The sequence below is a fragment of the Stappia sp. genome, from assembly GCF_965276915.1.
Lineage (GTDB): Bacteria > Pseudomonadota > Alphaproteobacteria > Rhizobiales > Stappiaceae > Stappia.
In genome coordinates, this window is the sequence record NZ_OZ255709.1 from 2569852 (window position 1) to 2583838 (window position 13987).

At 69.0% G+C, this 13987-nt stretch carries 11 protein-coding genes; 9 read left to right on the plus strand and 2 right to left on the minus strand.

Annotated elements, in window-relative coordinates; genetic code table 11:
* Positions 1 to 160 precede the first annotated feature (160 nt).
* Positions 161 to 1714 (plus strand): alkaline phosphatase family protein, encoded by a 1554-nt coding sequence (locus ACQY46_RS12010; protein WP_428696273.1) that lies wholly within the window; start codon positions 161 to 163, stop codon positions 1712 to 1714.
* Between the two features lie 27 nt (positions 1715 to 1741).
* Here ACQY46_RS12010 and ACQY46_RS12015 read toward each other — a convergent pair whose 3' ends face one another.
* The gene (locus ACQY46_RS12015) at positions 1742 to 2782 is read right to left on the minus strand and encodes a LysR family transcriptional regulator (RefSeq protein WP_428696274.1); all 1041 of its coding nucleotides are present in this window, start codon (positions 2780 to 2782) and stop codon (positions 1742 to 1744) included.
* Positions 2783 to 2955: 173 nt separating this feature from the next.
* Between ACQY46_RS12015 and ACQY46_RS12020 the strand changes: the two genes are divergently transcribed.
* Entirely contained in the window at positions 2956 to 3414 is a 459-nt protein-coding gene (locus ACQY46_RS12020; RefSeq protein ID WP_428696275.1) for a (2Fe-2S)-binding protein, read from the plus strand.
* 13 nt (positions 3415 to 3427) lie between these two features.
* On the plus strand, positions 3428 to 5638 hold the full coding sequence (locus ACQY46_RS12025) for a molybdopterin cofactor-binding domain-containing protein (RefSeq protein WP_428696276.1): 2211 nt from the start codon (positions 3428 to 3430) through the stop codon (positions 5636 to 5638).
* Between the two features lie 48 nt (positions 5639 to 5686).
* On the opposite strand, the gene ACQY46_RS12030 is transcribed toward ACQY46_RS12025, so the two are convergent.
* Complete coding sequence (locus ACQY46_RS12030) at positions 5687 to 6094, minus strand: hypothetical protein (RefSeq protein ID WP_428696277.1); 408 nt, start codon at positions 6092 to 6094, stop codon at positions 5687 to 5689.
* 288 nt (positions 6095 to 6382) lie between these two features.
* Between ACQY46_RS12030 and ACQY46_RS12035 the strand changes: the two genes are divergently transcribed.
* From ACQY46_RS12035 to ACQY46_RS12060, 6 genes are all read left to right on the plus strand, one after another.
* Positions 6383 to 7531, plus strand: a complete 1149-nt coding sequence (locus ACQY46_RS12035; protein WP_428696278.1) for an iron-containing alcohol dehydrogenase — start codon at positions 6383 to 6385, stop codon at positions 7529 to 7531.
* 102 nt (positions 7532 to 7633) lie between these two features.
* Complete coding sequence (locus tag ACQY46_RS12040) at positions 7634 to 8581, plus strand: LysR substrate-binding domain-containing protein (protein ID WP_428696279.1); 948 nt, start codon at positions 7634 to 7636, stop codon at positions 8579 to 8581.
* Between the two features lie 123 nt (positions 8582 to 8704).
* On the plus strand, positions 8705 to 9964 hold the full coding sequence (locus tag ACQY46_RS12045) for a sarcosine oxidase subunit beta family protein (RefSeq protein ID WP_428696280.1): 1260 nt from the start codon (positions 8705 to 8707) through the stop codon (positions 9962 to 9964).
* Positions 9965 to 9974: 10 nt separating this feature from the next.
* Complete coding sequence (locus ACQY46_RS12050) at positions 9975 to 10268, plus strand: sarcosine oxidase subunit delta (RefSeq protein WP_428696282.1); 294 nt, start codon at positions 9975 to 9977, stop codon at positions 10266 to 10268.
* On the plus strand, positions 10265 to 13249 hold the full coding sequence (locus ACQY46_RS12055; RefSeq protein WP_428696284.1) for a sarcosine oxidase subunit alpha family protein: 2985 nt from the start codon (positions 10265 to 10267) through the stop codon (positions 13247 to 13249). The genes ACQY46_RS12050 and ACQY46_RS12055 overlap by 4 nt, the downstream gene beginning before the upstream one ends.
* The gene (locus tag ACQY46_RS12060; RefSeq protein WP_428696285.1) at positions 13242 to 13949 is read left to right on the plus strand and encodes a sarcosine oxidase subunit gamma; all 708 of its coding nucleotides are present in this window, start codon (positions 13242 to 13244) and stop codon (positions 13947 to 13949) included. Before ACQY46_RS12055 ends, ACQY46_RS12060 begins: the two co-directional genes overlap by 8 nt.
* The last annotated feature ends 38 nt before the right edge of the window (positions 13950 to 13987 follow it).

Here is a 13987-nt window from a genome sequence, read left to right on the forward strand (position 1 = left end):
CTGTCATCCGCTACCAACATAATGCGTGGACGGGAGGCTTTCAGCAAATCCCCGGTCGACGCACTGTTTCCCTCTTGTCTACAATCCGGCGAGTATCCTTGCGATCGTTCGTCCGGCTGCCGCATCTGTCCCTCCCGCCGTTCATCAGGTTCCGCCCGCCATGCTCAACGTGCTTCTCATCACCGCCGACCAGTGGCGCGGCGACTGCCTCGGCCTTGCCGGTCACCCGCTCGTCAGGACGCCCAATATCGACGCGCTGGCGCGCGAGGCGGTGTATTTTTCCCGCCACTACTGCCAGGCGGCGCCCTGCGCCCCGGCCCGCGCCTGCCTCTATACCGGGCTCTACCAGATGACCAACCGGGTGGTGCGCAACGGCACGCCGCTCGATGCCCGCCATGACACGATCGCGCTCGCCGCCCGCCGCGCCGGCTACGACCCGACGCTGTTCGGCTACACCGACCAGGCGGTCGACCCGCGCACCGTCTCGGGCGACGATCCCTGGCTGCGCACCTATGAGGGCATCCTGCCGGGCATGAGCGTGCGGGTGCGCGTACCCGAGGATCACGGGCCCTGGCTCTCCTGGCTCGCCGCGCGCGGCCATGACCTGCCCGACCCGCCGCGCGACATGTGGCTTCCGTCCGAAGGGCCGGCCGATCCGCCGTCGTGCAAGCCCGCCCGTTACGGGGCGGAGGAGACCGAGACCGCCTTCCTCGTCGGGGAGTTCCTGCGCTGGCTCGGCGAGGTCGAGACCGCCCCGCCGGCGCGCGCCAAGGCCGGCGGCCGGCCCTGGTTCGCGCATCTGAGCTTCATCCGCCCGCACCCGCCCTTCATCGTGCCGGAGCCCTACGCCTCCATGTACGACCCGGACGAGGGGCCGGACTTCCTTGGCGCCGCCTCGCCGGAAGAGGCAGCCCGCCTGCATCCGTTCCTCGACTACGCGGTCGACACCCAGGACAAGGCGGATTTCGTCTGGGGGGCGAAGGGCAAGGTGCGCGACTGGGACGAGGCGACCCGCCGCCGCATCCGCGCCACCTATTGGGGCATGGTGTCGGAGGTCGACGCCCAGATCGGCCGCCTCGTCGAGGGGCTGAAGGCGCGCGGCCAGTGGGAGAACACGCTGATCGTGCTCACCGCCGACCACGGCGAGATGATGGGCGACCACCAGCTCTTCTCCAAGCTCGGCTTCTACGACCAAGCCTATCACATCCCGCTGATCGTCCGCGATCCGCGCAAGCCGCAGGCGCACGGGCGCAAGGTCGAGGCCTTCACCGAATCCGTCGACGTTATGCCCACCGTGCTCGGCGCCATCGGGGCCGGGTGTCCCGGCTGGCTCGACGGGGCGGCGCTCACCCCCTTCCTCGACGGCGAGACGCCGGCCGACTGGCGCGACGCCGCCCATTGGGAGTTCGATTTCCGCGAGGTCGCGACGAAGGAGGCGCAGGACCGGCTCGGCCTGCCGCTCGATGCCTGTTCGATGAGCGTCATCCGCGACGCGGACGTGAAATACGTCCATTTCGCCGGCCTGCCGCCGCTGCTCTTCGACCTTGCCGCCGATCCGCACGAGACCCGCAATGTCGCGGATGACCCGGCCTATGCCTCGCTGCGCCTGCACTATGCGGAAAAGATGCTAGCCTGGCGCGCCCGCCATCTCGACCGGCGGCTGACCGGCATCGAACTCACCGAGGACGGCCCTGTCGACGCAAGGGCCCGCTGATCCCGCCTCTCGCCGTCGGCCGGACCCTCATTCCCCGGCGGGGACGGGTGCGCGCCGTTTCTGCGTCGGGGCCGGCGGCGTCGGCTCCGGCAGGGGAGCAGGCTCCGGCGCGCAGTCGCTCATCATGGCCTTGCAGATCGACCACTGGCCGGCATCGCCCAGTTCCGTCACCTCGCGCACCACCTCGCCGACCGTTTCGCGCAGCCAGCGATGCGCCGGTTCCGCATCGTCGCGCCCGTGCCAGATCAGCGAAACGGTGAAGTCCGACACCTCGACCGGCGGGACGAAGATCTCCAGGTCGAGCATCTGCGCCTTGGCGAGCGCGATGCGCGCCGGCAGGCAGGCGACAAGGTCGGCCTTGGCGACCGCATAGGGCGCCATGATGAATTGCGGCAATGTCAGGAACACCCGGCGGGTCAGGCCCTGGTTGGCCAGTTCCCGGTCGACCACGCCTTCCGGTCCGCTGCGCGGTGCGACCAGGACGTGTTCGGCGGCCACGAATTGCTCGAGGGTCGGTCCGGCGGGACCGAAGCGGCCGCGCTTGGCGATCCCCACGATGCGGTCCGAATAGAGCGGCAGTGCCCGGTGGCGCGCTTCCAACTCGCCGGCGATACCGATCGCCATGTCGATCTCGCCGTCGTCAAGCATCGGCGTCATGCCGGAGGCGCGGGAGTTCTTGATATGCAGGTCGAGTTTCGGCGCGGCCTTGCGGAAGCGCCCGATCAGCGCCTCCAGCAGCACGGCCATTGAATTGTCGGTCATCGCGATGCGCATCTCGCGGTCGAGATTGGCCGGGTCGAAGGCAAGCGCGGGGGCGAGTGTTTCCTCGATCCGCCGCAGCGCCTCGGACACCGGGATGGCCAGCGACTGGGCCCGCGCCGTCGGCTCCATGCCGCGCCCGGAGCGCACGAAGAGCTCGTCGTCGAACAGGGCCCTCAGCCGTGACAGGGCGTTCGACATGGCCGGCTGCGACAGGCCGATGCGCCGTGCGGCGCGTGTGACGTTGCGCTCGCTCATCAGGGCGTCGAGCGCCACCAGCAGGTTCAGGTCGATGGATGATATATTCATCGGATCAATTTTCCCGGATACCCAAAATCAATTGGACGATTGGCGAACCCTGCCCCACCTAAGGCTTTGTGGCAATCTTTCAAGACCGTCCGCGCCTTGCCCTCCCGGCAGGACGCGGCGTCATGACGGATCGCCACGCAAGGTTTTGCACCCCGTTTTTTCAGGAGGGACGGATGGTTCGTCTGAACATCAATGGTGAGGATCGCGAGATCGATGTCGATCCCGATACCCCGCTGCTCTGGGTCCTGCGGGACGAATTGCAGATGACCGGCACCAAGTTCGGTTGCGGCATCGCTGCCTGCGGTGCCTGCACCGTACAGCTCGACGGCACTCCGGTGCGCTCCTGCCAGACCATGGCAAGCGACGCCGAGGGCATGGCGATCGTCACCATCGAGGGCGTCGACGGCAAGGCGGCGAAAGCCGTGCAGGCCGCCTGGCGCGATCTCGACGTGCCGCAATGCGGCTACTGCCAGTCCGGCCAGATCCTCGCCGCGACCGCGCTTCTCGCCGAGACGCCGAAGCCGAGCGACGAGGACATCGACATGGCGATGAGCGGCAACGTCTGTCGCTGTGCCACCTACACCCGTATTCGCGCCGCGATCCATCGCGCCGCAGAAACGATGGAGGGCTGAGCGCATGCTCCACATGATGCAGAGACTTCAACAGCAGGCGGTCCGCCCGACCCGGCGTTCCTTCCTGAAGATGTCGGCGGTCGCCGCCGGCGGCCTCGTCATCGGTTCGCACCTGCCGTTCTCCGCCGCCCGGGCCGCGGCCGGGGCGGGCGACGACATGTTCACGCCCTTCGTGCGCATCTCCGCCGACGGCATCGTCACCGTGCTCAACAAGCATCTCGACATGGGCCAGGGCAACGCCACCGGCCTTGCAACGCTGGTTGCCGAGGAACTCGACGCGGCGCACGCGCAGATGCGGGCGGAGTTCGCGCCCGCCGATGTCGAGCGCTACAAGAACCTTGCCTTCGGCATGCAGGGAACCGGCGGATCCACCGCGATCGCCAATTCCTTCGAGCAGTACCGCAAGGCCGGCGCCACGGCGCGCGCCATGCTGGTCGCCGCCGCGGCCGAGGCCTGGGGCGTGCCGGCAGCCGAAATCACGGTGGCCGATGGCCGGATCTCGCATGCGTCGGGCAAATCCGCCGGCTTCGGCGAATTCGCGGAAGCGGCCGCGAAGCTGGAAGTGCCGGCCGAGGTGACGCTGAAGTCGCCGGACCAGTGGGTCTATATCGGCAAGTCCTTCCCCCGTCTCGACGTGCCCAACAAGACGGTCGGCGCGCCGCGCACCTATGGCATGGATGTCCAGCGGGAGAACATGCTGGTGGCGGTGCTCACCCGGCCGCTCGCCTTCGGCGCGAAGGTGAAATCCTTCGAGGCCTCGGCGGCGAAGGCGGTGAAGGGCGTCGTCGATGTCATCGAGGTGCCGGGACACGGCGTGGCGGTGCTGGCCACATCCACCTGGCCTGCGATCAAGGCGCGCGATCTCATCGAGATCGAGTGGGACGAGGCGGGCGCCGAGACCCGCTCCTCCGACGCGCTCTATGCCGAGTATCGTGAGCTTGCCGGGACCGACGGCCCGGTCTTCCGCGACGACGGCGATGTCGCGGCCGCGCTCGAAGGGGCGGCCACGGTGGTGGAGGAGACCTTCCAGTTCCCGTACCTTGCCCATGGCATGATGGAACCGATGGTGCTCACCATCCATGTGGAAGGTGACAAGGCGACGCTCTGGTATCCGTCCCAGTTCCAGACCGTCGACCAGGGGACGGCCGCGGCCGTTCTCGGCATCCCGCAGGAAAACGTCACCATCGAGACGCTGTATGGTGGCGGTTCGTTCGGCCGGCGCACTTCGCCCGATGCCCGTCACATCGTCGAGCTTGCGACCATCGCGAAGCTCTGGGGCAAGTCGCAGCCGATCAAGCTCGTCTACACCCGCGAGGACGACACCCGCGCCGGCTACTACCGGCCGATGGGCGTCCACAAGGTGCGCGCCGGGCTTGACGCCGACGGCAATCTCGTCGGCTGGCATCACCGCATCGTCCAGCAGTCTCTGGTGACCGGCACCTTCATGGAGCAGTTCATGGTCCATGACGGCATCGACGAGACCTCCGTCGAGGGCGTCAAGGACGCGAGCTACGCCATCCCCGCCTTCAAGGGAGAGCTGCACTCGCCGAAAGTCGGCGTGCCGGTGCTGTGGTGGCGCTCGGTCGGCCATACCCAGACCGGCTATGTGGTCGAGGCGATGATCGACAAGGCGGCCCGCGCCGCCGGCGCCGATCCGCTCGCCTTCCGCCGCAGGCATCTGGAAAAGCCGGTTGGCGATGCCGCGCGCGACAAGGACAATGCCCGCAAGCTCGGCGTGCTCGACAAGGTGGCCGAAATGGCCGGCTGGTCGGGTCCGGTCAATGGCGACCGCTTCCGCGGCATCGCCGTGCACAAGTCGTTCAACACCTATGTGGCGGAGATCGCCGAGGTCAGCCGCCGCGAGGACGGTACCTTCAAGGTCGAGAATGTCTGGTGCGCGGTCGATTGCGGCATCGCGGTCAACCCGGACAACGTCAAGGCGCAGATGGAAGGCGGCATCGGCTACGGTCTCGCGGCCATTCTGTTCAGCGAGATCACGCTGACGGACGGCCATGTCGACCAGCAGAACTTCGACACCTACCGGCCTTTGCGCATCGAGGAGATGCCGAGGGTCGAGGTCGAGGTGATCGCTTCGGCGGAAGCCCCGTCCGGGGCCGGCGAACCCGGCACGCCGCCGGTCGGCCCGGCGGTGGCGAACGCCATCCTCGCCGCCACCGGCGAACTCCCGGCGACGCTGCCGCTGACCAATCTCGGCCTCGCCTGAAGTCTCACGAAGCCTGCCCGCACCGCTTTGGTGCGGGCCGGTTTCGCGTCAGCCCGGGATCTCCACCCGGATGGAAGTTATCTGCCCGCCGCGCGCGAAGATCGACACGTAGACGAGCGCGTCCTGCCGCTCGATGATCCTGGCCTCGTCCGCCGAGATCACGATCAGCGATTCCATCGCCTGCCGGTGTCCGGGGCTGCCGAACCATCGGTCGTTTTCATCCCCGGCGTGACGGATCCCGAAGCGGTGGAAGTTTGCCCGGTCCTGTCTGACGATGGCTGCTGCGCTGGCAAGCCTTGCTCCTCTGGAATTGACCCGGTCCTCGGGGCCCAGATAGGCCATGTAGCCGCCGATCATCCTGTCCTGTGCCTCTGCCGTCGCCGGCAGGAGCAGGGCGCCCGCCGCAAACGCGGCGGCTGCGGTTCGCCTCGCGGCTTTTCCAAAGAAGACGCTCATTTAAAATCCCCCGTTGAAAGCATCTGATCCCGATCTCGTGAAGAATGGGCCAAAGTGCCGGAACCATACTGAAATCTGCCCGGCGTTGCGACACGGATAGTGCCGGCCGGCCCGGAGCCTGCCATGTCCGGGCGCCTCGCCAGCGGTTCGGTCTCCCGACATAACCTGATCGGCCGATGGTTTTTTTGCATTTCCGCCCGGACCCGTCCCCGCTCTAGCATTGCCGCAGGCGTCCGCCCGCCCGCGCCAGCCGGCTGACGGGCGGAACAGGGCCATCGCGGAGGGGGAATGCTGTCTTTCACCACCAACCAGGTGCCGCGCATCGTCTCGGGTCCCGGGCGCAGCGCCGAGCTTGGCGCCCTCGTCACAGGCCTTGCCGGGGAGGGCGCCTGCGTCCTGCTGGTCGCCGACAACGGCCTCGGCGCGCTGGGCCTCACCTCCCATGTCGCCGAGGCGCTGAAATCGGGCGGCCACCGGGTCATCACCCATGACGCGATCCTGAGCGATCCGAAGGAACCTTGCATTGTTGCGGCGGTCGAGGAGGCGCGAGCCGAGAGCGTCGATGCGGTCGTCTGCCTTGGCGGCGGCTCGGCGCTCGATGCCGGCAAGCTGATCGCCGCGATGATCGGGGCGAAGGGGCGCCTGGAGGACTATCGCCTTGCGGCCAACGCGCTTCCCGTCGCGCGGGTGCCGCTCGTCTGCGTGCCGACCACTGCCGGCACCGGTTCGGAGGCGACCGCCGTATCCGTGATCTCGGATGCCGCCGGCACCAAGTACTGGTACTGGGCACCGGCGCTGAAGCCCGATGTCGCGCTGCTCGACGCGCGGCTGACGACGGGGCTGCCCGCGCCGCTCACCGCCGCCTGCGGAGTGGATGCCATCGTCCATGCCATGGAGGCGGCGACGGGGCGCGCAGCCTTCGCCGAGAATTCCCGCATCTGCCACGAGGCGATCCGCCTTGCCACCTCCCATATCGACCGCGCCGTCACGGAGCCGGACGACCTGGAGGCGCGCGGCGCCATGCTGCTCGCCGCCACCTGGGCGGGCGTCGGCATCGACAATGCCGGGACCGGTATGGCCCACAACATCGCCCATGCGCTGGCGAGCCTCGTGCCGATCCATCACGGCCGCGCCGTGGCGATCGGCATGTCCGCCTCGCTCGGCTGGTCCATGGAAGGTCACGAAAAGGACTGGAGCGAGGTCGCCCGTGCCTTCGGCTGCGCCCATTACGGCGAGTTGCCGATGGCGTTTTCCGGGCTGGTTCGCCGCCTCGGCATCCGCCTGTCGCTCGCCGCCGACACCAACCGCATCCCGCCCGAGCGCCTCGCCGCCCAGATGGCGGCGGCGCAGAACGCGCCGATGCGCGCGGCAAGCCGCCGCGAGGTCACCGACGAGGATCTGCTGCTGCTCGCCGAGCGCGCGCTCGGCTTTTCCTGAAATCCGGCCTTGATGGAGACCAACGCCCCTTTCCAGCCGCCTCCCGCCGACGTAGCCTTGCAGTCTTGGACAAGAGGCCGCGAGCGCGGCCGGGACGGGCGCATGACCACCAATCCGATCGACCGGCGGCGTCTGCCGCTGAACTCGCTGCGTGCCTTTGAGGCGGCGGCGCGGCAGATGAGCTTCACCCGCGCCGCCGAAACCCTCGGCGTCACCCAGAGCGCCGTCAGCCGCCACGTGCTCAACCTGGAGGAAGTCGTCGGGGCGCAGCTGTTCGAGCGCCGCGGCTCGTCGCTGGCGCTGACCGCCGCCGGCCAGGACCTGATCGGCAACGTCGTCCCGGCGCTCGACCGCCTGCAGGCCGGCCTCAACGCCATCTGCGAGATCGACCGGGGCGGCACGCTGCGCCTTGCCCTGCCGCCCTCCTTCGCCATCCGCATGGCCGCGCCGATCATCGAGACCTGCCGGGTCGAGGGTGGCGTCGCCATCGAGATCGACACGCCCTACGTGCTTGAGAGCCTCGACAGCACGGCGCATGACGCGGCGGTCGTCTTCTCGCGCCCGCGCGTCACCGACCAGGTGATGGACCTCCTTTGGATGGAGGAACTCACCCTCCTGTGCCGTCCCGACATGGCCGCGCGCCTGCGCGAGGAGGGGGTCGCCGCCGCCCTTTCCCGCGAGACCGTCATCCATTGCCGCAACGAGGCCGGCCGCCACACCGCCTGGGCCGAACTGCTGCGTGCGGCCGGTATCTCCGCCACCCTGCCGCAGGGCATCGTCTTCGACACCGCCCACATGGCGCTCGATTTCGCCGCCCGCGAGGGAGGCCTTGTCGTCGCCGACCGCCGGCTTGCCGCGCGCGACATCGCCGAAGGGCGGCTTTCCGCGCCGCTGGGGATCGCCGCCGCCTCGGGCTTCGGCTACTTCATGCTCTTCCGTCCGGACGACCTGCAGCGCGAGGCGGTGCAGATCTTCCGCCGCCGCATGCTGACGGAGTTCGCGCCCTCGCTCGAGCCGGCAAGGGTGGCGGCAGGGCTGGGCGTGGTCTGACGCGGCGGGCGGGGTCGCATCCGCGACAGCGCCGCGCCGCTTTTCCCTGCTTGGGGATGGCAGGCGCGCGGGATAGGCTTTGCGGCGCCGGTTCGGCGAAAATTCGGTTGGGGTATCAGCATCGTGCAGAAATATTCGGCCCTTTCGCTCCTGAAGAACGCGTTCAGCGGCCATCGCCACTGGCAGCCGGCCTGGCGCAAGGCGGAGCCGAAGCCGGCCTATGACGCCATCATTGTCGGCGGCGGCGGCCACGGGCTCTCGACCGCCTACTATTTGGCCAGGGAGCACGGCCTGACCAACATCGCCGTGCTGGAGAAAGGCTGGCTCGGCTCCGGCAATATCGGCCGCAACACCACCATCGTGCGCTCCAACTACATGCTGCCGGACAACAACCGTTTCTACGAATGGTCGATGAAGCTGTGGGAAGGCCTGTCGCTCGACCTCAACTACAACGTCATGTTCTCCCAGCGCGGCGTGCTCAACCTTGCTCATACGCCCGCCCAGCTCGACGACTATGCCCGGCGCGGAAATTCCATGCGGCTGGAGGGGATCGACGCGGAACTGCTCGGCCCCTCCGACATCGCCGCGCTGGTGCCGGGGCTGGATCTCTCCGGCAGTGCCCGTTTTCCCGTTGTCGGCGGGCTCTTGCAGCCGCGTGCCGGCACCGCCCGCCATGACGCGGTCGCCTGGGGCTATGCGCGCGCGGCCGATGCGCGCGGCGTCGACATCGTCGAGAATTGCGAGGTCACCGGCTTCCTGCGCGAGGGAAACCGCATCGTCGGCGTGACGACGACGCGCGGCGAGATCCGCGCGCCCAAGGTCGGCGTCGCCGTTGCCGGCAGCACCTCGCAGGTGCTGGCGCTGGCCGGCGTCACCCGCCTGCCGATCGAAAGCCACGTGCTGCAGGCCTTCGTCTCCGAGCCCGTCAAGCCGATCCTCGACGGCGTCGTTACCTTCGGCGCCGGCCATCTCTACATCTCCCAGTCCGACAAGGGTGGCCTCGTCTTCGGCGGCGACATCGACAAGTACAATTCCTATGCACAGCGCGGAAACCTGCCGGTGGTCGAGCATGTCATGTCCGAGGTGACCGCCATGCTGCCCTTCGTCTCGCGCCTCCGGCTGCTCAGGAACTGGGGCGGCATCATGGACATGAGCATGGATGGCAGCCCGATCATCGCCCCCGGCCCGCTGCCCGGCCTCTATCTCAATGCCGGCTGGTGCTACGGCGGGTTCAAGGCGACGCCCGCCTCGGGCTGGTGCTTCGCCTGGACCATGGCGAAGGGCGAGCCGCATCCGCTCAACGCCCCCTTCACGCTGGACCGCTTCCGCAACGGCGCCTCGCTCGACGAGCGCGGCGCCGGTCCCTATCCCAAGATGCACTGAGAGCCCGCCCATGCGCATCGATTGCCCCTGTTGCGGCCCGCGCGGCGTTGCCGAGTTCTCCTATGGCGGCGACGGAACCCTTCGCCGGCCGGACCTTGCGACCCGCGAGGCCGAGCCCTTCGCCGCCTATGTCTATGACCGGGAGAACCCGCGCGGGTCCCATGTCGAGCTCTGGCATCACATCGCCGGCTGCCGCCACTGGCTGCGCGTCACCCGGAACACGCTCACCCACGAGATCACGGGCGTCGAGATGGCCGGCCGCTTCGCCAGCGATGCGGCCCGTCTCGAAGGGCAGGGCGCATGAGCGGCTACCGGCTTCCCCGTGGCGGCGCCCATGTCGAGCGCGACCGCCCCTTCTCCTTCCGCTTCGACAGTGAGCCGATGCACGGCCTTGCCGGCGACACGCTCGCCTCGGCTCTGCTTGCCTCCGGGCGCGTTTTGGTCGGTCGCTCCTTCAAGTATCACCGCCCGCGCGGCGTGATGAGCGCCGGTCCGGAAGAGGCGAACGCGCTGGTCGAGATGCGGTCCGGCGCCCGCCACGAGCCCAACACCCGCGCCACCATGACCGAACTCTACGAGGGTCTGGAGGCGGCGAGCCAGAACCGCTGGCCATCGCTCGCCTTCGACATGATGGCGGTGAACGACCGGCTGTCGCCGCTGTTCTCCGCCGGGTTCTACTACAAGACCTTCATGGGCACCGGGCAGGCCACTTGGCACTTCTGCGAGCGCTTCATCCGCAGGGCGGCCGGGCTCGGGCGCGGCACCCATCTTGCCGATCCGGATCGCTACGAGAAGCGCAACGCCTTCTGCGACGTGCTCGTCGTCGGCGCGGGGCCGGCCGGGCTCGCGGCGGCACGGGTCGCTGCCGCGCGCGGCCTCAGGGTCATCCTTGCCGACGAGAATGCGCGCGCCGGCGGGCGGCTCCATGAGGACGGCGCGAGCCTTGACGGGCGCTCCGCCGCCGACTGGATCGCGCATGAACTGCACGAGTTGGAGCGCCACGGCGTCCGCCTGATGCCGCGCACCACCGTCTATGGCTATTTCGACGGCAACGTGCTTGGCGCGGTCGAGCGGGTCGCGGATCACAAGCCGGCGCCCGAACCGCACGAACCGCGCCAGCGTCACTGGACGGTCCACGCCCGCCATGTGGTGCTCGCCGCGGGCGCCATTGAGCGGCCGCTGGTCTTTGCCGGCAACGACACGCCGGGCGTCATGCTCGCATCCGCCGGCCTGGCCTATGCGCAGCGCTACGGGGTTGCCGTCGGGCGCTCGGTCGTCGTCTTCGCCAACAATGACGGCGGCGCGCGTACAGCGCTGGCACTCGACCGGCTCGGCGTTTCCATCAAGGCGGTGGTCGATATCCGCCAGCGCATCGATGCGGGCCTTGCGGCCGAGCTTGGCGTGCGCGGCATCCGGCTCGAGACCGGGGCGGTGGTGGCCGCCACCCGTGGCCGCAAGGCGCTTTCCGGTGTCGACATTCGCGGCTTCGATGCCGCCACCGGGCATCTCGGCGCGAATGTGATGCAGCCCTCCTGCGATGCGTTGCTGGTCGCCGGCGGCTGGACCCCGAGCGTCCATCTGGCAAGCCAGGCGGGCAGCCCGCCGGTCTATGACGAGCGGCTTCACTCCTTCGTGCCGGGCAGCCCGCGCGAGGCCTGGACCGCCTGCGGTGCCGCTGCCGGCATGCTCGATCTCGCCGCCTGTCTGGAAGGCGGCCGCGATGCCGGCCTCGCTGCGGCTGCCGCCTGCGGTGCGGGCGAGGGGCAAGTGCCGTCCTTGCCTGTGCTGGAGAACGCGCCGGGGCCCGAGCTGCCGTTCCCCGTCTTCGACGTGCCGGCGAGCGGGCGCGCCAAGCGCTTTGTCGATTTTCAGCACGACGTGACCGCCTCGGACATCGAACTGTCCAACCGCGAGGGCTTTCGCTCGGTCGAGCACCTGAAGCGCTACACGACGCTCGGCATGGCCGCCGACCAGGGCAAGACCTCGAATGTCAACGCCATCGCGCTGATGGCCCGGGCGCGGGGCCTCAGCGTCCCGCAGGTCGGCACCACCCGCTTCCGCATGCCCTACACGGCGGTGACGATCGGCGCGCTTGCCGGGCGCGAGACCGGCCATCACTTCGCGCCGGTGCGCCGCACGCCCATGCATGACTGGCATCTTGCCCATGGTGCGGAAATGATGTCGGCCGGCATCTGGATGCGTCCGCGCGCCTATTTCCAGGACGGCGAGACCTTGCGCGAGGCCTATGTCCGCGAGGCGACCATGGTGCGCGAGGGCGTCGGCCTCGTCGACGTGTCGACGCTTGGCAAGATCGATGTGCAGGGCCCTGACGCAGCGGAATTCCTCAACCGCCTTTATGCCAACGGTTTCGCCAAGCTGCCGGTCGGCAAGGCGCGCTACGGTGTCATGCTGCGCGAGGACGGCATCATGTTCGACGACGGCACCGCCTGGCGGCTAGCCGAAAACCGCTTTCTGGTCACCACGACCACTGCCAATGCCGGCCCGGTGCTTGCCCATATGGAGCACTACCTCGAGGTCGTCTGGCCGGAACTGCGCGTCCACGTGACATCGGTTACCGATCGGTTCGCGGCCATGGCAATCGCCGGTCCCGCCGCACGCAAGGTGTTGCAGGCAGCGTTGACCGAGGGCGATGTCTCGAGTGAGGCCTGCCCGCATATGGGCATCGCGCAAGGGCGCATCGGCGCGCATGAGGTGAGGATCGCGCGGCTCTCCTTTTCCGGCGAGCTTGCCTACGAGGTCTTTTGCGATTGGCCGGTCGGCCTTGCCGTCTGGGAGGCGTTGCTCGCCGCCGGCCGGCCGGAGCGAATCGCGCCCTACGGGCTGGAGGCGCTCGGCACGCTGCGCATCGAGAAGGGGCACATCACCGGCGCGGAAATGGATGGCCGCACCACCCTTGCCGATGTCGGGCTTGGCGGCATGGCGTCGCAGCGCAAACCCTATATCGGCTCGGCGATGACCTCGCGTCCCGCTTTCGTCGATCCGGCGCGCCCCGTCATGGTCGGGCTGGTGTCGGCGGACGGTATCCCCATCCGCGCCGGCAGCCACTTGACCGCGCGCGGTGGAGGGGCGAGTCTGGGGCATGTGACCGCCGTGACCTGGTCGCCGGCCCTTGAGGCCCATATCGCGCTTGCCTTCCTCTCGGGCGGGCGCGGACGCCACGGCGAAGCGCTCGATGCGGCCTTTCCGCTCAAGGACGAGCGGGTGGCGGTGACGGTCACTGATCCTTGCTTCTACGACCCCGACGGGAGCCGAATGCATGTCTGACGTCGAGAATGGCGCGCCCAACGCGCCGCAAGACGCCGATACCACTGCCGCACCGCAGGTGGACGCGCCATCCGGCGCGGTCGCGGACACCGACAAGGGCGCACACGCGGCGCGTCCCGTGGTCGGGCGGCTCGTGCCCGGCGAAACCGCCGGTGCCTCCGAACCCGCAATCCTCTTGCGCGAGTTGCAGATCGCCGCCGTGCTCGAGGTCGGCGCCTGGCCGAACCGGCTGGAGCCGGTCGCCAACCGCCTGTCCGAGCTTGCCGGCACGATCCTGCCGGGTCGCCCGGGCCGCTTCAGCGAGAGCGACACGGCGCTGGTCGGCTGGGTCGCCTTCGGCCGCTTCATCTATATCGCGGCCTCGTCCGAGGAGACCGCCCGCGTCGACGAGGCGCTCGACACCGACGATGCGGCGGTGGTCGATCTCGGCCCGGCGCGCCGCGCGCTGCATGTGGGCGGTTCCGAGGCGTCGGCGCTGCTCAACAAGGCGGTGGCAATCGATTTCGACCCGCGCGCCTTCCCGCCCGGCTCGCTTGCCCAGGCGGTCATCCACCAGATCCCGGTCATCATCCTGCGGCGCAACGAGGACGGCTTCGACCTTCTGGTGCCGACCAGTCTGGCCGATGCGCTGATCGAATGGCTGACCGATGCGGCCCTCGAGTTCGGCTATCGCGTCGCCGAGCCGGCCGCGATGATGTGATTGAGGGTGGGGCCACGCCCCGCCTCACGCTTTTCCTG